Here is a 21985-nt window from a genome sequence, read left to right on the forward strand (position 1 = left end):
TGAGATGGGGTACTGACGGAACAAAAAATTACTGACAGAATTTCCTGTCAGTAATTTTTATCTCTAAGCTTTGCTGATTTCTTTTTTATAAAGATTTCCCCAAGCTGCCATCGTATCATGGATGGGTTTGAGGGTTCTTCCAAGTTCTGTCAGTGAATATTCAACACGAGGAGGTACTTCTGCATAGACTTCACGATGAACCAGCCCGCTTTCTTCGAGGGCACGTAAATGTTGGGTCAAAACTTTTTGTGAAATATGTCCAACTGAACGTTGAAGTTCGCCAAAGCGCATGGTTCGCTCTAATAAATCACGGACAATGAGCATTTTCCAACGGTCGCCCATCAAAACAAGTGCTGTTTCAACAGGACAATCTGGAAGTTCAGAAATTTTTTTCATTTTTTTATTACCTCAAATCGTTGATATTATACAATAGTATCTAAAAGGGGTGTATCTAACTTTCAAGTGCTTACTTTACATAGTGATAGTACAATGATATTATACACTTAGGTAGTCAAAAAAGCAAGCTACTTTAAAATATAAAAAAATAATAAAAAATGGAGGATTTAACATGAAATATTTAGTAACAGGTGCGACAGGTGGATATGGTACTTATGCACTCGGATTTTTGAAAGAATTGGTTCCAATTTCTGATATTGCGGTTTTGGCTCGCACAGAAGAAAAAGCAGCCCCACTCAAAGCGGCAGGTTTCGATGTACGTTTGGCAGATTATTCAGATTTAACTGCTTTAGAACAAGCATTTACAGGAATTGACCGTTTGCTTTTTGTTTCAGGAGCGCCGGGAAATCGTCAAGCTGAGCATCAAAATGTGGTTGATGCAGCCAAAAGTGCTGGAATTTCTTATATTGCTTATACAAGTTTTCCTCAAGCAGAAAGGGCAACAAGTGACTTAGCTGCTGACCACATCTATACTGAAAAGGCGATTGAAAAATCAGGAATTGCCCACACATTTTTACGTAATAACTGGTACTTTGAAAATGAAATGCCAATTATTGCTGCTGCACTTTCAACTGGAAAATTTGTTTACAATGCACAAACAGGTAAAGTGGGCTGGGCTTTGAAACGCGAATATGCAGAAGTTGGAGCAAAAGCACTTGCTGGAGCAGATTTTCCAGAAGTTTTGGAGCTTTCAGGAAAAAGATTAACTTACGCCGAACTTGCTCAAGCACTAAAAGCAGTTTCTGATAAGGAATTTGAAGTAGTCGCTGCTGATGACAAAACTTTTGTCAGTCATTTAGTTGAAACTGGACTTCCAGATTTTGTAGCGGAACTTTTCCTCGGCTTCCAAAAAGATATTGAAGCAAAAGATTTAGATGTGGAATCTAAAGATTTTGAAAAAGCCTTGGGACATTCACTGACAGATACAAAAGAAGCTTTGAAAGAACTTTTGGCATAATAAAAAAATTACTGACAGACCTGTCAGTAATTTTTATTTGAGTCTATAAGATAATTTCTCAACAAATTCATAAGCAGCTGGACAGTAAAGTGTATTTTTTATCGTTAAATTATTGATTTGATAAATCTTTTTACGGTCAGTATGGGGAAATTCGCGACAAGCTTTAGGACGAACTTCGTAAATGCTACAGAGATTGTCAGAACCAAGAAACGGACAAGGCATGGTTTGAAAAACTTTGTCACCATCTTCGTCAGTTCGGAGATATGCGGCTTCAAAGTCACTCACTTTCATTTTTAAATGCTTGGCGACGCGTTCAATATCGGCCTCTGTCCAAAGAGGGCCTAAGGTTTTGCAACAATTAGCACATTTGGTGCAATCAATTTCTAAAAAAACCTCTTCATGAACTTCTTTAACGATTTTATCTAATTGCTTTGGTGGTTTTTTGGCAAGTCCAGCTAAAAATTTCTTATGTGTCTTTTGTTTTTGTTGGGCTAGATTTTTATAACGGTCAAGGTCAATTTCAAATGTATATTTCATCATTAATATTTTAGCAAAAATTTACATGAAAGACTGATTTGTCAGTCGTCAAAGAGATTTGACACCCTCAAAATTGTTAGGAATTATCTTATCAGTAAATCTTTTGATAACAATAAATATTCATTGAAATCTTAAACTAAATTTTTATAAAAAAAGCTGTCTCAGAGCTGGAAAAGTTTCACAGATAGAAAGCTAAACAAATAAGCGCTTACATAACCTTTAGTATTGTTAAAAAGCCGAAAAAGTGATAAAATGAACTAGAAAATTCGAAGATAAAACAATGCAAAAGTTGTCGTTCTTCAATAGCTAAATTCTCGTAAAAAGCGAGAAATTGAAAGGAATTAAAATGGCTCATATTAAATTTGACTATTCAAAACTCACTCCATTTGTAGCTGAAAATGAATTAGACGAAATCCAATGGCAAATCGACGGGGCAGCTAAATTGCTCCACGAAGGAAAAGGTGCTGGGAGCGATTATATCGGATGGCTTGACCTTCCTGAAGATTACGACAAAGAAGAATTTGCTCGTATTCAAAAAGCAGCTAAAAAAATTCAATCTGATTCAGAAGTTCTTATTGTTATCGGTATCGGTGGTTCATACCTCGGCGCACGTGCAGCAATTGACTTTTTGAGCAACAGCTTTGTTAACTTGCAAACTGCCGAAGAACGTAAAGCACCACGTATTCTTTATGCTGGTAACTCAATTTCTTCATCATACTTGGCTGACCTTGTAGATTACGTTGCTGACAAAGATTTCTCTGTAAATGTAATCTCTAAATCAGGTACAACAACAGAACCAGCGATTGCTTTCCGTGTCTTCGAAGAAATGTTAGTTAAAAAATACGGTCGTGAAGAAGCAAACAAACGTATTTACGCAACAACTGATAAAGAAAAAGGTGCTGTAAAAGTTAATGCTGACGCAAACAACTGGGAAACTTTCGTTGTTCCAGATTCAGTTGGTGGACGCTTCTCAGTATTGACAGCTGTTGGACTTTTGCCAATTGCAGCTTCAGGTGCTGATATCACAGCTTTGATGGAAGGTGCTAACGCTGCGCGTAAAGAATACACTTCTACAAATGTTCATGAAAATGATGCTTACGCCTATGCTGCACTTCGCAATATCCTTTACCGTAAAGGTAAATTCTCAGAAATCTTGATCAATTACGAACCAAGCCTTCAATATTTCTCAGAATGGTGGAAACAATTGGCTGGTGAATCAGAAGGGAAAGACCAAAAAGGAATTTACCCAACTTCAGCTAACTTCTCAACAGACCTTCACTCATTAGGACAATGGATTCAAGAAGGAACACGTACTGTTTTTGAAACAGCAATCCGTATTGAAAAACCACGTAAAAACATCAACATTCCAGAACTTGACGCTGACCTTGATGGACTTGGATACTTGCAAGGTAAAGATGTTGACTTCGTTAACAAAAAAGCAGCTGACGGCGTGCTTCTTGCTCACACTGACGGAAATGTTCCAAACATGATCGTGACATTGCCTGAACAAGACGAATTCACACTTGGATATGCAATTTACTTCTTTGAACTTGCTATCGGTGTTTCTGGTTACTTGAACGGAATTAACCCATTCAACCAACCAGGTGTTGAAGCTTACAAGAAAAATATGTTCGCTCTTCTTGGTAAACCAGGATTTGAAGAACTCAGCAAAGAATTGAATGACCGCCTTTAATCTTTGATTAAAAGTGTCATAAAAATCACTGACAAGATTTCTGTCAGTGATTTTTTGTATTCATTTCTTACTGATAAATCCTGTCAGTAAAATTATTATTTAAGTGGCTTAATATCAGGGCGAAGTTCTACTGTGAGGCCAACATTACTTGCATAAACCCAAGAATTTTTATCAAAATTCGCAAAATTCTTAGTTTGTCCTGTTAAAATGACCCCCGAAAATTTAGCTGATTTAAGAGTAGGATATTTTTTAACTTGTTTAAGTGCATCTTTACTTGGGCTAAAGTCGTTAATTGTGATTTGGTTCTTTTTCGCAATAGCAGCTACTGACTTTTTAAAATCTTGATAAGTAGTATTGTCTAATTTTCCAGTGAGCTGTGAATTATTACCATTTTCAGCATAATTGCTATTACTCATCAAGCCAAACCAGTTTGTTTGTCCAGCAGCATCAAGAGATTTCGAATCATTGTAACCAATCCAATACCAATTAATTAAAAGATTTTTGGGAATCATTTTTTGGATTTCGTTGTAACTATAAGCTTTATCAAAGGTGACAGCAACTTCCGCCAAGTGGTTTGAAAGTTGTGAAATTTTGTCTGCATCATGGGTAGGCAGAATTCCATAATAGTCTTTAGATTTGTAGTTGGCATTTGTAGAGAAAAAACTAGCAATTTTTTGATTAGTTGTTTGGGTAAAATAGGCATTTGAATTTACTGACGGACTCAAGGTATTAAGACTTAAGCCCCCAACATTCGAAACATTAAAGGAAAAATTATAAGATTCCCAGGACACATGATAACCATCAATATCTTTATAAGTATCTGAATGAAGATTAGAGCTAAATACGCCATAGTCATCGATAATCCGATTATTATAAGCAACATTTGGGGCGGAAGCGGTGAAAATAGCTGTAGAGTAATCAAAAGTTTTAAAGAAATTTTTTTCCATGATAGCAGAGTTCACTCGCCAACCAATAACTATAAATGCTGAAAATACAGTCAAAGCAATCCAAGTAGTTAACCCCCAACGTTTTATTTTTGTTTTTAGGGCAAAATTATGAAAATCTTTGTTGAGATTAGAAATAGATTCAGTTTTTTGAAGTTTATGTCGTGTTTTATTGATTACAAAAATAAACAGACGAATCAGTCCGAAAAATAAAGTGAGAACTAAAACAAGGTAAGGGAAAATTAAGAGAGTATGCATTTTTAAATCCTTTCATGAGACGATTAGAGGAGCCACTGGTCATAACCAGCTTTTTCAAGTTGTTTTTTAAGCTTTTTTCGAGCTCGATAAAGGTCGATTTTGATTTTGCTTAAACTACATTCAAAATATTCTGCAAGCTGTTTAGTTGAACAATTTTCATAATAGTATGCATTTAAAAGCTCTTTATAATAAGGCGGAAGTTGTTCAATGATTTTTGGAAGTGGGCTAGACTCGACTAAAAAAGCTGCTGTTTCCAATTCTTTTTCCAAATTTTTAATAATTTTTTGATAATGTTTACTTCGATTATAACTATTAATATAAGTTCGGATAGATGTTCGATACATAAAAGCCCGTAATTTGTCAGGTTCAATGAAAATATCCAGACTTAAAATTTTAACCAGAGTATCCTGTACGGCATCTTCGGCATCGACCAACTGACTTCCCCGAGAGATAAGGTATTTAGTGATTTCTATCGCATAATCATTGACGTCATTTTCATATTCTTTTAAATTCACCATTTCCTCCTCTCTCATATATATAACAAATCAAATTAAGTTTGGTTACAGTTTATTTTAACAAAAATTGATATAAGTAGAAGAATTATTTTGATAAAGATGTAATTCATCTAGTTTTAGAAGTATAAATATGCTACAATTATAGATAAATTAATAAATTTAGAAAATTTAAAAGAATTTAAGGAATAAGATGAAAGAGTTTTGGAATTTAGACAAAAATTTGCAACTCCGTTTAGGAATTGTTTTTTTAGGTGCCTTTTCATATGGCACCGTTTTTTCTTCAATGACCATTTATTATAATCAACATTTGGGAAGTGCAATTACAGGGATTTTGCTTGCCTTATCTGCAGTAGCCACTTTTGTCGCAGGGATTCTTGCAGGCTTTTTTGCTGACCAAAATGGTCGAAAACCAGTGATGGTTTTTGGGACGGTGATTCAACTTTTGGGAGCTCTTTTAGCTATTGCCTCAAACTTACCTGGTCACGTGAATCCTTGGTCAACTTTTATTGCTTTTTTGCTGATTAGTTTTGGTTATAATCTTGTGATTACTGCAGGAAATGCCATGATTATTGATGCATCGAATGCTGAAAATCGTAAAGTTGTTTTTATGTTGGATTATTGGGCGCAAAACTTGTCAGTTATTTTAGGAGCAGCATTAGGTGCTTGGCTTTTTAGGCCAGCATTTGAAGCACTTTTAGTGATATTACTTTTAACTGTCTTAGTCTCATTTTTCTTAACCACTTTTGTAATGACTGAGACTTTTAGACCGATTGTAAAGGCCAAAGAGGAAGCAGAAAATATTTTTCAGGCCTATAAGACAGTGCTACAAGATAAAACTTACATGATTTTTATGGGTGCTAATATTGCGACCACTTTTATTATCATGCAATTTGATAATTTTTTGCCTGTTCATTTATCAAATAGTTTTAAAACAATCACTTTTTTTGGTTTTGAAATCTATGGACAACGGATGCTTACGATTTATTTGATTTTAGCTTGTGTATTAGTGGTCCTATTAATGACCACCCTAAATCGATTGACCAAGGACTGGTCACACCAAAAAGGATTTATTTTGGGAAGTTTATTTATGGCAATTGGGATGATTTTTTCATTTTTGACAACGACGTTTACCCCTATTTTCATTGCCGGTATTGTTTATACTTTAGGTGAAATTGTTTATACACCAAGTGTTCAAACTTTAGGTGCAGATTTGATGAATCCAGAAAAAATTGGGTCTTACAATGGCGTTGCCGCAATTAAGATGCCGATTGCCTCCATTCTTGCCGGTTTACTTGTTTCGATTTCACCAATGATTAAAGCAACAGGAGTTTCTTTAGTTTTAGCATTAACTGAAGTTCTAGCGATTATTTTAGTGCTTATTGCTGTAAATAGACACCAGAAAACAAAAATTAATTAAAAAAATGACTTCTAAAAACAGGAATTTATCTTGAAAAGGAGTCAAGATAGATTTTTTATTGAAAAAAATAGAAAGAAATAAAATGAAAGATTTTTTTGGATTACATCCAACACTTAAAATTCGTTTAATTATGAATTTTTTTGGGACGCTTTGCTTTAGTACAGTGGGTGGCTCAATGACAATTTACTACAATAAATATATGGGAGCGGGAATCACGGGATTACTTTTAGTCATTAGTTCAGTCATGGTTTTCTTGGTTGGACTTTATGCTGGTCATTTGTCCGACGTTCAGGGAAGAAGACCTGTGATGATTTTCTCAACTGCCATTACTGGTTTTGGTGGAGCTTTAGCAACATTTGCAAACTCATCTTTTTACTTCAATCCTTGGGTCACTTTTTTAGGATTTCTTATTATTAATTTTGGTTTTGGCTTTTTTAACACCGCAAGTCAAGCGATGATTGTAGATTTGACAACAAGTGAAAATCGGCGAGTCGTTTATAGTATTCAATATTGGATTATCAATTTTGCAATCATGATTGGTTCAGGACTTTCAGGCTGGTTTTTCCGAGATTATTTGGTTTGGTTACTTTTAGCTATCACAATTGAAGAAATCGTTAGTTGTTTGGTTGTAATTTTTTGGATTGATGAATCCTTCAATCCAGATACTCAGCAGCATAAGCAAGAATCAAACATTATTAAAGCCTATTTCACAGTTGCTAAAGACCGTATTTTCATGTATTATTTATTTGCTTCGGTCTTTATTGCGATGATTTTTAATCAAATTGATTATTATCTTCCAGTCCATTTGAGTGATAGTTTTAGAACAGCAAGGATTTTTGGAATTGAAGTTTATGGACAACGGATGCTGACAATTTTCCTAATGGTCAATACCTTAGTCATCGTATTATTTATGGGGAGAGTCAACAAACTAACCAAAAACTGGTCACGAAGTAGTGGAATATCCATTGGAATTATTTTGCAAGGTTTGGGCTTCATGATTGCATTTCTTGGTCGTGATTTAACTTGGGAACTGATTGCAGCATTGATAGCAACAATCGGTGAAATGATTTTGGTTCCATTTTCACAGGCTCTGCGGGCCGATTTAATGGACGGAGACCAAGTGGGAACTTATACAGGAGCTTTTTCAGTGACTCAGCCTATCGCTTCGGTCTTGTCAGGAATCCTTGTGTCCCTCTCAAGTCTTTATGGAAATATTGGAATGACCATCTTCATGTTTTTCATTATTGTATTAGGTGTGCTCCCTTCACTACGAGCAATTCGGATGCATGAAAGTCATTCATGAGTTAAATATAGGTAAAAATAAGTTTCAAAAGTTAGAATGAAATTCTGATTTGAGAAACTTATTTTTTTGTCAGTAAAATAATAAGAAAATTTTTACTGACAGAACCTTTAGACCAAGGCTTACAGGGAGATTAGGCTCTCCATTTGAAATTTTGTGATATAATTATTTTCATGAGAGTAGTTTCAGGAAATTATGGCGGAAGACCGCTGAAAACATTGGCGGGAAAAACAACAAGACCAACCACCGATAAAGTTAAAGGAGCCATTTTTAATATGATTGGCCCTTATTTTGAAGGGGGACGTGTTCTTGATTTATTTGCAGGCTCAGGTAGTTTGGCAATTGAAGCCATTTCAAGAGGAATGGATCACGCCATTCTTGTCGAAAAAGACAGAGCAGCTCAACAAGTCATTTTGGAAAATATCAAGATGACCAAAGAGCCTGAAAAATTTCAATTATTAAAAATGTCAGCAGAACGAGTCTTATCAAACGTGTCAGAGACTTTTGATTTAGTCCTCTTAGACCCACCTTATGCTAAAGAACAAATTGTTGAAAACTTAGAACTTTTGCAAGAGAAAAAACGACTGACAGAAAATGTAATTGTCGTCTGTGAAACAGACAAGGAAGTTGAACTCCCTGACCAAATTGGGAAATTAGAGCTGACCAGACAAAAAACTTACGGAATTTCTAAAATTTCAATTTATGAATTTTGACTTTTACTGACAGAAATTCTGTCAGTAAATTAAGAAAGAAAAAAGTAATGACAGAAAAAATTGGACTCTTTACAGGAACTTTTGACCCACTGACAAATGGTCATTTAGACGTTATCAAACGTGCCAGTCAACATTTTGATCAACTTTATGTTGGAATTTTTAAAAATGACCAAAAAAATCCACTTTTTCCAACTGATAAACGAGTGGAAATGCTAGAAGAAGCACTGACAAGTCTGTCAGTAACTCATAAAGTCAAAGTCATCAAACATGAACGTGATTTGACAGTGAATATTGCTAAAAAACTTGGCGTGACAGCTCTAGTTCGTTCTTTGCGTAATAGCCAAGATTTAGAATATGAAAAAAATATGTTCTATTTTAATATGGAGATGACAGGCATTGAAACCATCTTTTTCTTAGCAAAACCAGAACTTGAACCATTAAATTCCACACGGATGCGAGAATTACACGCCTTTGGTCAAGATGTCAGTGCTTGGGTTCCAGAAAATGTGAGTCGTGAATTAAGGAAGTTAGATGAAAAAAAATAAAAAAATTAATCCCAAATTAAAATGGGGAATCTCGATTGGTCTAATTGTTGTTGCCCTTTTAGCTTTATTTTATCCAACAAGTTACTATGTGGAAATGCCTGGAACAACCGAGCCTTTAGGGGAAATGGTCAAAGTTGAAGGCAAAAAAGATGAACATAAAGGTGATTTTTTCCTGACGACTGTCCAAATTGCACGAGCAAATCTTGCTACAATGATTTACAGCCATTTTAATAGTTTTACAAGCATTTACAGTGAGCAAGAAATGACTGGTGGACTTAACGACGCACAGTTCAACCGTGTCAACCAGTTTTACATGGAAACGGCACAGAATACAGCGATTTATCAAGCTTTTAAATTAGCTAATAAACCTTATGAACTTAAATATGAAGGCGTTTATGTCCTTGATATTGCCAAAAATTCGACCTTTAAAAATAAGCTAGAACTTGCAGATACGATTACAGCAGTCAATGGTCAACAGTTTACATCAAGTGCCGACATGATTGCTTATGTTTCCAAACAAAAAGTCGGTGATTCAGTAACAATTGAATACACGAGAATTGACGGCACAAAGCACAAGTCAACTGGCAAATACATCAAAATTGCTAATGGAAAAACAGGAATTGGGATCAGCCTAGTTGACCATACTGAAGTCGTGACGACTCCAAAAGTTACTGTCAACGCGGGTTCAATCGGTGGTCCCTCTGCGGGGATGATGTTTACACTAGAAATTTACAGTCAGTTGACAGGAAAAGATTTGCGAAACGGTCGTGAAATTGCTGGAACTGGAACGATTGAACATGACGGAAGCATTGGCCAAATCGGCGGTGTTGATAAAAAAGTAGCCACAGCGAGTAAAGAAGGGGCAAAGGTCTTCTTAGTGCCTGACTCAGGCACCAAAAAGGAAAGTAGCAACAATTACCTTGGAGCCAAAGCTGCCGCTAAAAAACTAAAAACGAAGATGAAAATCGTTCCCGTCAAAACTATTCAGGACGCTTTAGATTATTTAGAAAAATAAAAACTACTGACAGCTTTTCTGTCAGTAGTTTTTTTATCGGATATTTTTGGAATATATGACAAAAGCAAAATAAAATAACTTTTTTTATAAAAAAGTTTAGAATTGAGGTTTTGAAAGTAAAACAGGGGTTAGATTAAGAAAATAAAGAAGAGAAAAAGAGAGATAATATAGTAAAAACTTAGGTTTTCTCATGAACTAACAGTTAATAGAACTTTGGCATATATTCCAAATAAAATTTACAGAGAGTTTGAAAGTTGTAAAATAGTGCTATTAATCAAAAATTATAAACATTTGATTAATAGTACTATTTTATAATAAGGAGAAGTTAAATATGGAAATTCAATTTTCAGAAGAAGAATTTGTGCTTATGGAACAAGTTGAAAAAGAGGCAGTAATTAATTTTACTGAACGCTTATCTCTAAAACCAACTAGCCCTGTACGCTTGTACTAAGCAAAAATGGAGGAAAGTTTAACTTTCCTCCATAGTTTTTAGGAGAGTATGAAATGATTTATGAAATAGTAGATGCTCAGAAACAATTGATAAAATATAGGAAAAATGAAAAATTTGTTAAGATAAATAATTCAACGCTATATATAAAAAAAGTGAATGACAAATTTTCAGTAGTTATTAATTCTTTTCAAAATAAATTATTTTTGCTTGAAAATAAAAAAATTAAAAATAAGTTTATTGAAGTACCCGAAAGTTTAAAAAGTATATTTGAGTTTCCTAAAATAAGTGAAGTACAGCTAAAAGATGATGAACGATATCAAAAATATGAAGATTATATTAATATAAGTATCGCCATGTCCTATTCTTGCAATCTCAGATGTAGTTATTGTTTTCAACAAAAAAATAAAAACCTGAATCGAAGAGTTATTAGTGAAGACTATCTGGAAAAAATATTCGCTAAAATAATTGAGCTACAGGATAGATATCATAAAACTGTAGATATAAATTTATTTGGAGGAGAACCATTTCTTCCTAAAAATGAAGAAATAATCAATAAAATATTTGATTTTGCACTTAAAAGAGGTTGTTATATAAGTGCGGTGTCAAACGGAATATTTTTACCCTACTATGCTAAAAAATTAATAATTTATAAAAATATAATAAGTTCAATAGCAACAACGATTAATTCTACACCAGATGATTATAAAAACAGTAAAAAAATAACAAAAGTAGCAAATAATCCAGAAAAATTAGCATTAATAGTGGGGCTATTACTCAAACATGGTGTTCAGATTTCTGTCGGAACTAATGTAGATAAACTCAATATCAATGAACTTCCAAACTTATTAAAATTTTTTGAAGAACAAGGATTTTTAAAAAATGAAAAGTTTAATTGGCGCATTGGAAGAGTAGATGACCGATTTTATGATTCAAATTATCCTTATATTCTTACCGAATCAGATATTTTAGCAAAACTACAAACTTTGTCGCCACTTCCCGGTAATGTAACAGCAGCATTTATGCAAACAAGTGCTAATTTGGCTCAAAAATTGGGCTTCTTATTCGGGCAACAACAATTAAAAGGAGAGTTTAGTTATTGTTGGGCCCTATCTCCTTATAACCAGATATATTATGTTGACAATGATTTGAAATTGTTTAGATGTACGGTTACTGTTGGAAGAGAAGAACTAGCAATAGGAAACCTCGAAAATACTGCTATTCAAGAAAATAATGTCCAGTTAGAATCATATTTGGATTTTGACAAGTGTAAATCATGTAAGATTGGTGGATTTTGCTCTGGTGGTTGTAAAGTTTCAAGAAATATTGATTTCAATAGACAATGTAATTATGAGCGCAAAGCATTTGATAAATTTATTGATAACATCTTACTTCCAAAAGTAAAGGAACTAACCAATGAAATCTAAATCTCTAAAATTTCTCTATCTTTCCTTCTTTTTTGGAGGTCTAGTTCTATATGCCCCTGTTTCGCTCTATCTAAGAACGAGCCGAGGAATCACGATTAACGAGTTTTTTATTCTTCAAATCATTTTTTATTTATCAATTGCCCTGTTTGAGGTTCCATGTGGAATAGTAACTGATAAGATTGGTTATAAAAAGTCAATTATATTATCAGCTTTGATGATTTTACTTGCACGCAGTATTTTTTTGGTGGCACACGGTTTTCTATTATTCACATTGGAAGCCTTAATTGAAGGAATCGGTGGTTGTTTTGCCTCTGGGACAGTATCAGCTTTATTGTTTGAAAAAGTTGGGGATGACAAATTTTCCAGAAGTCTAGCTATTTTAGATAATTTTGGCACGGCTGGGTTTATTCTGTCAACAATACTTTTTTACTTTCTTTATGGAGGAATAAAATTAGAAGGATTATTAGTGTTGACCATTATTTCAACCCTTCTCAATTTAATTTGTTGTTTTTTTATTCCCAATGGGATAGCTAGAAATAAACATCTAAAATCAAAAATTGATTGGAAAATATTGACTTCAAGAACTTTTTTAATTTTATCTGCTGGAGATGCGGTTATTGGTTTTGGAATAATTTTAACCAATTTCTTTTTTGTCACTAAACTTAACGAAGTAGGAATCAATGCAAAATATATGTCTATTATCATTTTGGGCTATTCAGCTTTTCAAATGCTTGTCCCTTACATCTTAGATATTTTGGAAAAATTCAATCAAAATCTAATCTATAAAATGCTATGGTTTACAATGGCAATACTTTTTATTGCTTTGGCTTTGATAAAAAACAATATTTTAGTTCTAATAATTATGCTTATAATTCCATTGATTGTCGCTATTCCAGGCTATTTTTTAGCTTTATTTCAAAACTCGGTAGTGGATAAAAGAAAAAGCGAAGAGCAGCGAGCAACGGTTTTATCACTCTTTTCCATGGGACAAAACTTTGTAACTTTACTTGTCTTACTAATCTTTTCAATAATTCATATTTCTAATGCTTCTGTGGTATTTTTAATTGGGGGAGTCATTATTGGAATTTATGCTTTGATTAATTTGGGGATAAAGTTTGAAGAAGAACATTAAATCCCAAGTTTACGAAAGATAAAACTTGTCAGTTATGAAAATCATAATCAAATACAAACAACTTTTTCTATTTAAACTCTTTTTATCCCTCCTTCCCTATTTTTTTATTAGCATATTAATTATGAATGCTTTAGGTTATAGTTATTCGGAAATTATGAGTATCAGTGCAATGACACAAATAGTGGCAGTCATTTTTAATTTTCCTCTTGGAATTTATGCGGAACAAAGAAATAGAAAAAAAGTATTATTACTTAATAATATTTTATCAATTAGTGCTTTTATACTCTTCTTATTTGAAAATTTTTATCTAGCAATCCTAGCTGCAGTTATACTTGGGGTATCAGAAGCCTTGTCCTCTGGAGTAATGCAAACTTTTTCTTATGAACAATTTCTGGATGATAAGACTTATCGAGAATATCTAGAAAAAAGTAACTTCATCCAATACCTTGCGGTAGCAGTAATGACTATTATCACACCAGCGATACTACAATTTAACCGTTTTTTACCAATCATCCTATCGATAGTATTTATCATTTTATCAACTATTTTTTTATGCTTCATAAAATCAGGAAAAAAGAGAAGAGAAAAAACAAGAAAAAGTAAATCTTAGTCTAAGGATTTTGCAAAAAGAATTAAAAACCTCAAAAACTCTAAGCCTGTTCGTTATATTAGGAATAACGATAACAACACTCATCATGTCTGCAAATAGTTGGAGTAGTATTTTATTAAAGTATCATCATTTTTCACTTAAATATTTAGGACTTATTTTGTTTATTTTTAATCTATGTATGGCAATTGGTAGTCGAATAAAATGGGGAAAAATATCCTTAGTTCTTTTCCTCCCCCTCCTATCCATTCTTTTGTTTTTCACAAAATCTTTATTTATGACAATTATCCTGTTTTCGGCTTTTAGATTGATAAATGGTAGCTATAACAATTTTTTCATTGGTGAATTTAATAAACGAATAAAAAATAATCGAGTAATTTTCTGGTCAATCTATGATACTTTTTTATCTTTCTGGTTTATTTTAGCTGATTTGTCAAGTGGTTTTATTTCTCAAAATCTAACGGTTGAATTTATTTATTTAATCTTTGGTTCAATCTCCTTATTTATTTTTTTAATCTATATTTTGCTTAGTAGTAGTTTACAAGCTAAAAGCAAAGTTGTATAATAATTTCAAATAATTTAATAAATTTGGAATATATGACAAAGAGAAAATAAAATGGAAAAAAATTTAAAAACCGGAAAAATCATTGCTTTTATCAAAGAAACGAAGCATCTAAAATTAAAAGAAATGACTGGTGGTTCTTTTTCAGAATCTCAGCTCGCAAAATTTGAAAAAGGAGAAACAGAGATTACGGTGGGTAAATTATTTACCGTCCTAGAAAATTCAAATGTCTATTTAGACGAATTTCAAAACCTTTATAACGACTATGAACAATCAGATGAATACAACTTTCGTCACAAGTTGGCGGTTGCTTATGCGCAAAAAAACATCGAGAAAATCATAGAAATTCATAATTTTTGGAAAGAAAAATCTCAAAAAAATCCTGAAAATAAATACTATAAAATTAATGAAACAGTAGTTAAAACCAACTTAGTAATGGTTCAAAATGCAGAGGATATCAAAAAAGATACTGACCTTTTGATGAACTACCTTGAATCTGTCAGTGAATGGGGACGCTATGAACTGTGGGTTTTTGGCAATTGTCTTCGACATTTTGATGATAATGCACTAAAGTATTACGGAATGCAAATTTTAGGAAAATCAAATTATTATCATTCAATTCATCTCAATCAACAGATCGTAATAAGAACATTTTTAAATCTCATTGATACTTGGCTACGGCGAGAAAACTTAATACAAGCTTTTAAATATATCAACCATTTAAAAGAAATAGGAATAAGTATCAATTTTTTCTATGAAAAAATTCTCTTTGAATATCACAAAGCTCATTATAAGGTATTGCAGAAACAAAACGGAGCGATAGAAGAAATGAAAAAACACGCGCAAACTCTTGCAGATTATGGTTTCCCACTAGAAGCAAAAGCACTTTTTGAAGAAATTGAAAGATTATGACCTTTTGGCATATATTCCAAAACTTTTTCACAGAATTTTCAGAGTGCTAAAATTGTATTGTCAGTTAAAATAATAATTTTGATTGATAAATATAATCATTTTGAAAGGTAAAATTATCATGGAAGAAAAAACATTTTCTATCAAGAGCAGTTCTGCTGAGGAATCACTTACAGATACTGTTAAATTCAATGTTACTTGTTGTGCGAAAACTCAAAATAATAAAGATACTCCAAGTCCAGGAGATAGCTTTGTACGTACCGAAGAAGTAGCCTGATTTAATGGGGTCGTGTTATTCATGGCCCCATATTTTCGAGTTAAGGAAAATAATATGGAAAAAATATCACTTTTAGCCTACGAAAAAGAAGAGAGATATATCAATTTATTAACTCATAAAGTTGTTCTTAAAACTGAGGAGTATCAATTATATGTTAATGGAATAAAATTTGATGAAGAAATAGATGAAAAAGTTTATCTAAAATATCTATTTTTGTCTTCACTCTATGGGAATAGGTTATTTTTAACAATTAAGAGTAAAGAACTTGATGATGTTATTGATAATATTAGTCAATATCCTAAAACTCTCGCGCTAATATTGTCTCTTAGTAATATTCAAGATTTTCAATTAATAAGCCAAAAAATATGTGAACAAATTCTCTTGGTAAAAGTCGGAGAATCAATTTATATAAATAGAGATAACAAGTTCATTGAACTAAATAATAATTTGGTGATAAGTCAAAACGAATTGCGAAGTATTAGTGCAGTTTTGTTTTTACCAGATTATTGTTTTATGAAATATAAACTTGAGGATAAAAACTGGAAATCACTAATGGATAATAAAGTCAAAGTTTATTATGATGCGGAGAAGCAATTTGATACCCAATTTCATTCGATTATAGAAAATATAGTGGAGAAAAATAAATGAAAGTCAATAAATACGTGAATATGATTGAATTAAATGATTCATCGCTTTTGCTGTACCATCAAGTTACAAAACAGTATATTATTTTCGACACTCTATCAAAGAAAACATTTTACAAAGCAGTTGCTGAAAATTCTTTACCAACTCATTTAAAAAAAGAATTAATTCATAAATATTTTATAGTTGCTGACGATTACGATGAAAATGGTCAATTACTAACCCCTGTGAGAAATATGTTTACCTATTCAACGGCAAATTTAGACATTATAGTGCATTTAAATTATGATTGCAACTTAAAATGCAGTTATTGCTACCAAAATGTGATAGCAGAAAAAGTTGTTATGAATGATAAAACGGAGAAAGATGTTATAAATTTCATTAGAAAAATAGTTTTAGATAAAAATCCTGAATATATTTACCTAAATTTTATTGGTGGAGAGCCAACATTACATACCGACAAAATGATTAGAATTATGGCAGCTTGTAATAAACTCAATAAGTCTTTTTACTTTAGCGCAGTATCCAATGGAACCTTTGGAAACATCAAAAAAATTGAGGAGTTATTACACTTAGGGTTGAATGATTATTTTATTACTCTTGATGGTGCCCAAAAAGACCATGATAAATATAGATTCTATGAAAGTGGGAAGGGGTCGTTTTCAACTATCATTAGAAATTTAAAAAGAATTCAAGAAAAATTTCCAGAAATTAAGATTAAATTAAATTCCAATTTGAATGACGACAATAAAAACCACGTGACAGAATTACTAGATGTTTTAGAAGAGAAGGAAATAAAATATCCATTGGTTTTTAGCAAGGTTATAAGTACAGCAAATGGAAAATTTGACAAAACGATTGAAGATAATGACTCTTTTTGGTATATAGCTCATAAGCAAGCCGTTCACAGAGGTTATAAATTCAAACCTTACGGTCGAGAAATTAATTTGGCTTGTATGATGAAACAGACAAATTGTTATATTATAGGCGCTGATGGTTTTCTGTTTTCTTGTATAGAAGCTGTTGGCATGAATGAGTTTAGACAAGCTCACATCAATGATTATGGTTCTGCAATGTTTGAAATTATCCGTTCTCAAGCTCAGAATATAGGATATGCTTATGATACTTGCGCTAGTTGTACATTTCTTCCAAACTGTGATGGAGGTTGTTATTACAAGAGAAGTCATGATGATTTTAAGTGTCCAAAAACCGATTTTACAAATAATGGACTAATGCTAATAAAAGAAATTTTTGAGGCCAAATTATGAAAGAAATAATAAAAGTTGCTCATCTCTCAAAATCATTTGAAGATAATCCGATTATCAAAGACATTTCTTTTTCTGTCAATGAAGGAGAAATTTTTATTATCTTAGGAAAAAATGGTGCAGGAAAAACGACATTGATTAAGATGTTGCTCCATATTCTTGCACAGGATTCCGGAGAAATCGACTACTACGGGCAAGCTATCGACACTTACGGTCAAAAACTTTATGAAATGACCTCAGCAGTCTTAGAAAATGCAGAAAATACTTATGGTTATCTAACAGCCCTTGAAAATATCGAATATTTCGCAGCACTTTACAAACGAAAAATCAAAAAGCAAGAAATCTTGCAGCTTTTAGAACAATTTGATTTGGCAGAAGCAGCGAACAAACGCGTTTTCAACTTTTCACGAGGAATGAAACAAAAATTATCTATTATTTGTAGCTTACTCAATGATGCAAAAATTTTGTTTTTAGATGAGCCGACTTTGGGACTGGATTTTAAAGCCAATCGTGACTTACTGGATATGGTCAAGAAAATGTCAAAAGAACATAATAAAACAATTATCCTAACCACACATCAAACCGATGTCATCAAAGCCCTTGCCGATAGAGTTCTCTTATTAAACAAAGGAGAAATTTCATTTTTAGGAAAATATGAATCTTTTATTCAAGAAAATTCTCTTGTCTATTATCTTATTAATACAAATACTGAAAGCTATCAACTTACAGATGAAAAGTTGGCAGAAGAAAAATTAAAAAAATTGATAGAAGAGGATGAAAAAATTATCTCTTACAAAAAACATGACCGATCAATAGAAGAAATTTTAATTGACTATTATAAAGGAGGGTAAAATGTTTAGAGCAGAATTTAAACGAGAACTAAGAGAAACTTTAGTCTTTTATCCAGATTTCATCTCAAGTTTAGTAATGATGATTATTCTTTTATTTGTTTTTATGATTCTCGGGCAACATTTTACAAGTTCGAGCTATATTGGCTATGCTTTTTGGTTTTTACTTAGTGGTGTTTTGACTGTTGCGTCAGAATCGATTTCTTATGAAAAACAGGTAGGAACCTTTGAACAGTTAATTTTAAAACCTATCCGATTGATTCACATTTTATTTATTAAATCAATTGTTTGGGGAATTTTTAATTTTATTAGAATAATGATTGCGACGGTCATTGTCTGTTTTTTCTATCAGATTCATATAAATTTGACTTGGGTTTCTTTAACCGCTTTAGTCATTAATTTTTTTGCAATTGTTGGATTTTCCATGATATTCTCAGGACTGACCTTAAAGTTTACTAAAATCGCTTCTTTTGTCGGAATTATTCAGTATCTCTTACTTTTTGCATCAGGCACTTTAATCTCTTTGGACAAGTTGCCAGCAGTTTTACTTGTCTTAACCAAAGTTTTACCCATTAATCTTGGCTTAAACGTAAGCCAAAATCCCTTTGAATTGACTACTTTTCTACTCCTTATTCTACAAATGATTATCTATATGATTATAGGAACATTCACTTTTACTTATGTCTATAATCGTGCAAAAAAGAACGGAATCAATTCACGATATTGAAAAATGCAGAAAAACGCTCTGACAAATTTATCAGAGCGTTTCAATTATTTTATCAATAGATGATTAGTATTAGTATTGATCTAACAACAACTGTTTAATCTCATCAATTCTTGGTTGACGTGGATTAGCAGGAGTACATTGATCATCATAAACAAGGTCAGCCAATTTATCAAGTTCACGTTCAAGGTGAGCTTTATCGACACCATTTCCTGAAAGGGTGATATTAATATCAATGCTATCAGTCAATTTTTTAAGTTCAGCAACCAGAGCTTGCACAGCTTTTTCATCTGAATCATCTTTACCAGCAAATCCCATAAAGCGTGAAATTTCAGCATAGTCCTCTTGAGCACGATATGTTTCATAACGTGGGTAAGGGGTACGTTTAACGTTTCCTGTTACAGCGTTAAATTTAATGACATGTGGCATAGCAATGGCGATGGCAAGACCATGAGGAAGTCCAAATTCACCACCAATTTTATGAGCAAGTGAGTGGTTAATTCCAAGGAAAGCATTAGCGAAGGCCATACCAGCGAGTGTTGCAGCATTGTGCATGTTTTCGCGGGCTTTTTGTCCTTCTTTAGTTGGATGCGCTGGGTCATATTGATAAGACTCAGTCAAGTTTTCAAAGATGAGTTTGATCGCTTGAAGTGAAATTGGTTTTGTATAGTCAGAAGACATAACAGAAACGTAAGATTCAAGCGCGTGTGACATCGCATCAATACCAGACCAAGAAACAGTACGTTTTGGTACAGTCATAACAAACTCAGGGTCAACAATGGCAACTTGTGGTGTTAATTGGTAGTCAGCAAGTGGGTACTTAACATGAGTTTCATCATCAGTGATAACTGCAAATGGAGTCACTTCAGAACCAGTACCAGAAGTAGTAGGAATTGCAACCATTTGTGCTTTATGTGGATGGTAGAATTTAATAATACGTTTACGAATATCGACAAATTTTTGAGCTAATTCTTGGAAAAGTTCTTTCAAACTTGCATCATCAGAAAGGTCAGCTTCACCACGAGCATCATATTCATAAATCAAACGACCAATCTTACCAGCATCGAGAGCAGAACCACCACCAAGACAGATGACAGTGTCAGGCTCAAATTGTTTCATTTGACGAGCGATTGCAATTGCTTCGCTCAAAGTTGGGTCAGGTTGAACAGAGCCATAAATGCTTGTTTCAACTTGAGTTGGGCGGATAGCAAGTTGTTCCAAAACTTTATCAACGAAACCAAATTTAACCATACCAGGGTCAGCAACGATGAAAGCTTTGTGAACGTGTGGCAATTCTTGTAAGTAAGAAATTGCATTTTTTTCGTAGTAAATTTCTTTTGGCAAACGAACCCATTGTGGGCGATTACGACGTTTAGCCACTGTTTTAACATTCAATAGATCGTATGTACTCAAATTGTGTGAAAGTGAATTTTTCCCCCATGAACCAGTTCCAAGTGTAAGTGATGGACGCATTGCATCAGTATAGATATCTCCGACCCCACCAATAGAATCTGGTTGGTTAACGAGGATACGAGAAGCTTCAACTTTTTCGCCATATTCTTTAACGAATGGATCATCCATTGCACCGATTTGAATTGCAGCATTATGTCCAGCACCTTGATAAGCAAGTAAGCTACGTACAATTTCAATTCCTTCTTCACGCGTTTCAGCTTTATAGATTGAAAGCAAAGGAGAAAGTTTTTCTGAAGAAAGTGCTTCACCAATATTTTTCTTATCAAGTTCAAAAAGAAGAACATCTTTATCTTTAGGAACTTTGACACCAGCTTGTTCAGCAATCCATTGACCAGAACGACCAGCAACAGGACCAGTTACTCCAAAACCTTCACCAGCACGTTCAACAAAAACGAAACTTTCAATAGCTTTGTAGTCTTTTTTAGGAACCATATAAGCGCCTTGTTCTTGCATTTTAGCAATAAATTCATCATAAACTGAAGCATCAATAACAGCTGAATTTTCAGTGGCACAAATCATCCCATTATCAAAACGTTTTGAAAGCAAAAGGTCTTCAACGGCACGTTCAATATTTGCAGTAGCATCAACATAAACAGCACCATTACCAGCTCCAACACCGAGTGAAGGGTTACCAGATTTGAGTGCGGCGTTTACCATTCCTGGGCCACCAGTTGCAAGGATTGTTGCAAGTCCACGGTTTTGAATCAAGGCGGTAGTCATGTCAAGGCTTGGTACTTCAATCCATTGAATGAAGTCTTCCGGTGCACCAGCTTCAATCGCAGCATCATAAACAATTTTTGCTGCATGGCTTGAACATTTTTGAGCTTGTGGGTGGAAAGCGAAAACAATAGCATTACGTGTTTTTGCAGTCAATAAAGATTTAAAGATTGCTGTTGATGTTGGATTAGTTGTTGGAACGATACCAGCAAGAACACCGAGAGGGCTTGCGATTTCAACAGATCCAGCAACCTTGTTTTCAGAAATGACACCAACGGTTTTGTCATTTTTAATTGCGTTATAAACAGATTCAGAAGCAAAGTGGTTTTTGGTATCTTTGTCTTCGACAACACCACGACCAGTTTCGTTAACGGCTTCATGAGCGAGTTCTAGAGAATGTTTGCTTGCTGCAAGAGCCATTGCAGCGACAATAGTATCGACTTGAGTTTGTGTATATCCTTCAAATTTAAGAACAGCAGCTTGTGCTTTTTTGACTAATTTGTCAGTATAAGCAACAGCTTCTTGGAATTTTGCGGCTTTTTCTTCAGCGCTTAAAACTTTCTTTGCAGCTGGAGCGGCTTTTTTAGTTGCCATATTTGTAGG

General features: G+C 33.4%; 21 protein-coding genes. 16 read left to right on the plus strand and 5 right to left on the minus strand.

Annotated features, from left to right (window positions below; all coding sequences use genetic code 11):
* Positions 1–63 precede the first annotated feature (63 nt).
* Positions 64–396, minus strand: coding sequence for a helix-turn-helix domain-containing protein (locus AB6B24_RS11305; RefSeq protein WP_023164672.1), 333 nt, complete (start codon positions 394–396; stop codon positions 64–66).
* Positions 397–568: 172 nt separating this feature from the next.
* On the opposite strand from AB6B24_RS11305, the gene AB6B24_RS11310 reads away from it, so the two are divergent.
* Entirely contained in the window at positions 569–1414 is an 846-nt protein-coding gene (locus AB6B24_RS11310; protein ID WP_195936358.1) for an NAD(P)H-binding protein, read from the plus strand.
* Positions 1415–1447: 33 nt separating this feature from the next.
* Here the strand turns inward: AB6B24_RS11310 and AB6B24_RS11315 are convergent, their stop codons facing one another.
* Positions 1448–1954, minus strand: coding sequence for a YkgJ family cysteine cluster protein (locus AB6B24_RS11315; protein ID WP_021467077.1), 507 nt, complete (start codon positions 1952–1954; stop codon positions 1448–1450).
* A 343-nt stretch (positions 1955–2297) separates the two neighbouring features.
* Between AB6B24_RS11315 and AB6B24_RS11320 the strand changes: the two genes are divergently transcribed.
* Positions 2298–3644 carry a glucose-6-phosphate isomerase gene (locus AB6B24_RS11320; protein WP_010906353.1) on the plus strand — a complete coding sequence of 449 codons (1347 nt, stop codon included), beginning with the start codon at positions 2298–2300 and terminating at the stop codon, positions 3642–3644.
* Positions 3645–3739: 95 nt separating this feature from the next.
* Here AB6B24_RS11320 and AB6B24_RS11325 read toward each other — a convergent pair whose 3' ends face one another.
* The gene (locus AB6B24_RS11325) at positions 3740–4846 is read right to left on the minus strand and encodes an anti-sigma factor C-terminal domain-containing protein (protein WP_311806094.1); all 1107 of its coding nucleotides are present in this window, start codon (positions 4844–4846) and stop codon (positions 3740–3742) included.
* A gap of 23 nt (positions 4847–4869) precedes the next feature.
* Positions 4870–5364, minus strand: coding sequence for an RNA polymerase sigma factor (locus AB6B24_RS11330; protein WP_017865181.1), 495 nt, complete (start codon positions 5362–5364; stop codon positions 4870–4872).
* A 187-nt stretch (positions 5365–5551) separates the two neighbouring features.
* Between AB6B24_RS11330 and lmrP the strand changes: the two genes are divergently transcribed.
* The 14 genes from lmrP to AB6B24_RS11400 all read left to right on the plus strand — a co-directional run bounded on the left by lmrP (position 5552) and on the right by AB6B24_RS11400 (position 19195).
* Positions 5552–6778 (plus strand): multidrug efflux MFS transporter LmrP, encoded by a 1227-nt coding sequence (lmrP, locus tag AB6B24_RS11335; protein WP_311806092.1) that lies wholly within the window; start codon positions 5552–5554, stop codon positions 6776–6778.
* An 82-nt stretch (positions 6779–6860) separates the two neighbouring features.
* Positions 6861–8081 carry an MFS transporter gene (locus AB6B24_RS11340; protein WP_039116754.1) on the plus strand — a complete coding sequence of 407 codons (1221 nt, stop codon included), beginning with the start codon at positions 6861–6863 and terminating at the stop codon, positions 8079–8081.
* Positions 8082–8251: 170 nt separating this feature from the next.
* Positions 8252–8791: a 16S rRNA (guanine(966)-N(2))-methyltransferase RsmD gene (gene rsmD / locus AB6B24_RS11345; protein WP_058206116.1), complete on the plus strand. Its 540-nt coding sequence runs from the start codon at positions 8252–8254 to the stop codon at positions 8789–8791.
* 47 nt (positions 8792–8838) lie between these two features.
* The gene (coaD, locus tag AB6B24_RS11350) at positions 8839–9336 is read left to right on the plus strand and encodes a pantetheine-phosphate adenylyltransferase (protein WP_010906348.1); all 498 of its coding nucleotides are present in this window, start codon (positions 8839–8841) and stop codon (positions 9334–9336) included.
* Entirely contained in the window at positions 9323–10351 is a 1029-nt protein-coding gene (locus AB6B24_RS11355) for a SepM family pheromone-processing serine protease (protein ID WP_311806088.1), read from the plus strand. Before coaD ends, AB6B24_RS11355 begins: the two co-directional genes overlap by 14 nt.
* Before the next feature lie 504 nt (positions 10352–10855).
* A complete protein-coding gene (locus tag AB6B24_RS11360; protein ID WP_311806086.1) occupies positions 10856–12226 on the plus strand; it encodes a radical SAM protein in 1371 nt (456 codons plus the stop codon).
* The gene (locus tag AB6B24_RS11365; protein WP_311806084.1) at positions 12216–13358 is read left to right on the plus strand and encodes an MFS transporter; all 1143 of its coding nucleotides are present in this window, start codon (positions 12216–12218) and stop codon (positions 13356–13358) included. The genes AB6B24_RS11360 and AB6B24_RS11365 overlap by 11 nt, the downstream gene beginning before the upstream one ends.
* Before the next feature lie 121 nt (positions 13359–13479).
* Positions 13480–13968, plus strand: a complete 489-nt coding sequence (locus AB6B24_RS11370) for an MFS transporter (RefSeq protein WP_311919141.1) — start codon at positions 13480–13482, stop codon at positions 13966–13968.
* Between the two features lie 613 nt (positions 13969–14581).
* Positions 14582–15439, plus strand: coding sequence for a transcriptional regulator (locus AB6B24_RS11375; RefSeq protein ID WP_311806997.1), 858 nt, complete (start codon positions 14582–14584; stop codon positions 15437–15439).
* A 118-nt stretch (positions 15440–15557) separates the two neighbouring features.
* A complete protein-coding gene (locus tag AB6B24_RS11380; protein WP_163647355.1) occupies positions 15558–15713 on the plus strand; it encodes a hypothetical protein in 156 nt (51 codons plus the stop codon).
* A gap of 54 nt (positions 15714–15767) precedes the next feature.
* Complete coding sequence (locus AB6B24_RS11385) at positions 15768–16361, plus strand: hypothetical protein (RefSeq protein ID WP_163656940.1); 594 nt, start codon at positions 15768–15770, stop codon at positions 16359–16361.
* Positions 16358–17623: a radical SAM protein gene (locus tag AB6B24_RS11390; protein WP_311806071.1), complete on the plus strand. Its 1266-nt coding sequence runs from the start codon at positions 16358–16360 to the stop codon at positions 17621–17623. Before AB6B24_RS11385 ends, AB6B24_RS11390 begins: the two co-directional genes overlap by 4 nt.
* Positions 17620–18471 carry an ABC transporter ATP-binding protein gene (locus AB6B24_RS11395; RefSeq protein ID WP_311806069.1) on the plus strand — a complete coding sequence of 284 codons (852 nt, stop codon included), beginning with the start codon at positions 17620–17622 and terminating at the stop codon, positions 18469–18471. Before AB6B24_RS11390 ends, AB6B24_RS11395 begins: the two co-directional genes overlap by 4 nt.
* A 1-nt stretch (position 18472) precedes the next feature.
* Complete coding sequence (locus AB6B24_RS11400) at positions 18473–19195, plus strand: ABC transporter permease (protein ID WP_033900892.1); 723 nt, start codon at positions 18473–18475, stop codon at positions 19193–19195.
* A 69-nt stretch (positions 19196–19264) separates the two neighbouring features.
* Here AB6B24_RS11400 and adhE read toward each other — a convergent pair whose 3' ends face one another.
* Positions 19265–21976 (minus strand): bifunctional acetaldehyde-CoA/alcohol dehydrogenase, encoded by a 2712-nt coding sequence (adhE, locus tag AB6B24_RS11405; RefSeq protein ID WP_003132664.1) that lies wholly within the window; start codon positions 21974–21976, stop codon positions 19265–19267.
* Positions 21977–21985: the final 9 nt, after the last annotated feature.

Source organism: Lactococcus sp. AK05, from assembly GCF_041026685.1.
Classification (GTDB): Bacteria; Bacillota; Bacilli; order Lactobacillales; family Streptococcaceae; genus Lactococcus; species Lactococcus lactis.

What these genes read in the sequence shown, in the direction of transcription:
- AB6B24_RS11325 (WP_311806094.1), bottom strand. Translation starts at nt 4,846, where the DNA reads ATGCATACTCTCTTAATTTTCCCTTACCTTGTTTTAGTTCTCACTTTA.
- rsmD (WP_058206116.1), top strand. Translation starts at nt 8,252, where the DNA reads ATGAGAGTAGTTTCAGGAAATTATGGCGGAAGACCGCTGAAAACATTG.
- AB6B24_RS11400 (WP_033900892.1), top strand. Translation starts at nt 18,473, where the DNA reads ATGTTTAGAGCAGAATTTAAACGAGAACTAAGAGAAACTTTAGTCTTT.
- AB6B24_RS11330 (WP_017865181.1), bottom strand. Translation starts at nt 5,364, where the DNA reads ATGGTGAATTTAAAAGAATATGAAAATGACGTCAATGATTATGCGATA.
- AB6B24_RS11375 (WP_311806997.1), top strand. Translation starts at nt 14,582, where the DNA reads ATGGAAAAAAATTTAAAAACCGGAAAAATCATTGCTTTTATCAAAGAA.
- AB6B24_RS11305 (WP_023164672.1), bottom strand. Translation starts at nt 396, where the DNA reads ATGAAAAAAATTTCTGAACTTCCAGATTGTCCTGTTGAAACAGCACTT.
- AB6B24_RS11355 (WP_311806088.1), top strand. Translation starts at nt 9,323, where the DNA reads ATGAAAAAAAATAAAAAAATTAATCCCAAATTAAAATGGGGAATCTCG.
- coaD (WP_010906348.1), top strand. Translation starts at nt 8,839, where the DNA reads ATGACAGAAAAAATTGGACTCTTTACAGGAACTTTTGACCCACTGACA.
- AB6B24_RS11385 (WP_163656940.1), top strand. Translation starts at nt 15,768, where the DNA reads ATGGAAAAAATATCACTTTTAGCCTACGAAAAAGAAGAGAGATATATC.
- AB6B24_RS11320 (WP_010906353.1), top strand. Translation starts at nt 2,298, where the DNA reads ATGGCTCATATTAAATTTGACTATTCAAAACTCACTCCATTTGTAGCT.
- AB6B24_RS11390 (WP_311806071.1), top strand. Translation starts at nt 16,358, where the DNA reads ATGAAAGTCAATAAATACGTGAATATGATTGAATTAAATGATTCATCG.
- AB6B24_RS11360 (WP_311806086.1), top strand. Translation starts at nt 10,856, where the DNA reads ATGATTTATGAAATAGTAGATGCTCAGAAACAATTGATAAAATATAGG.
- AB6B24_RS11365 (WP_311806084.1), top strand. Translation starts at nt 12,216, where the DNA reads ATGAAATCTAAATCTCTAAAATTTCTCTATCTTTCCTTCTTTTTTGGA.
- AB6B24_RS11340 (WP_039116754.1), top strand. Translation starts at nt 6,861, where the DNA reads ATGAAAGATTTTTTTGGATTACATCCAACACTTAAAATTCGTTTAATT.
- AB6B24_RS11315 (WP_021467077.1), bottom strand. Translation starts at nt 1,954, where the DNA reads ATGATGAAATATACATTTGAAATTGACCTTGACCGTTATAAAAATCTA.
- lmrP (WP_311806092.1), top strand. Translation starts at nt 5,552, where the DNA reads ATGAAAGAGTTTTGGAATTTAGACAAAAATTTGCAACTCCGTTTAGGA.
- AB6B24_RS11310 (WP_195936358.1), top strand. Translation starts at nt 569, where the DNA reads ATGAAATATTTAGTAACAGGTGCGACAGGTGGATATGGTACTTATGCA.
- AB6B24_RS11370 (WP_311919141.1), top strand. Translation starts at nt 13,480, where the DNA reads ATGAATGCTTTAGGTTATAGTTATTCGGAAATTATGAGTATCAGTGCA.
- AB6B24_RS11395 (WP_311806069.1), top strand. Translation starts at nt 17,620, where the DNA reads ATGAAAGAAATAATAAAAGTTGCTCATCTCTCAAAATCATTTGAAGAT.
- adhE (WP_003132664.1), bottom strand. Translation starts at nt 21,976, where the DNA reads ATGGCAACTAAAAAAGCCGCTCCAGCTGCAAAGAAAGTTTTAAGCGCT.
- AB6B24_RS11380 (WP_163647355.1), top strand. Translation starts at nt 15,558, where the DNA reads ATGGAAGAAAAAACATTTTCTATCAAGAGCAGTTCTGCTGAGGAATCA.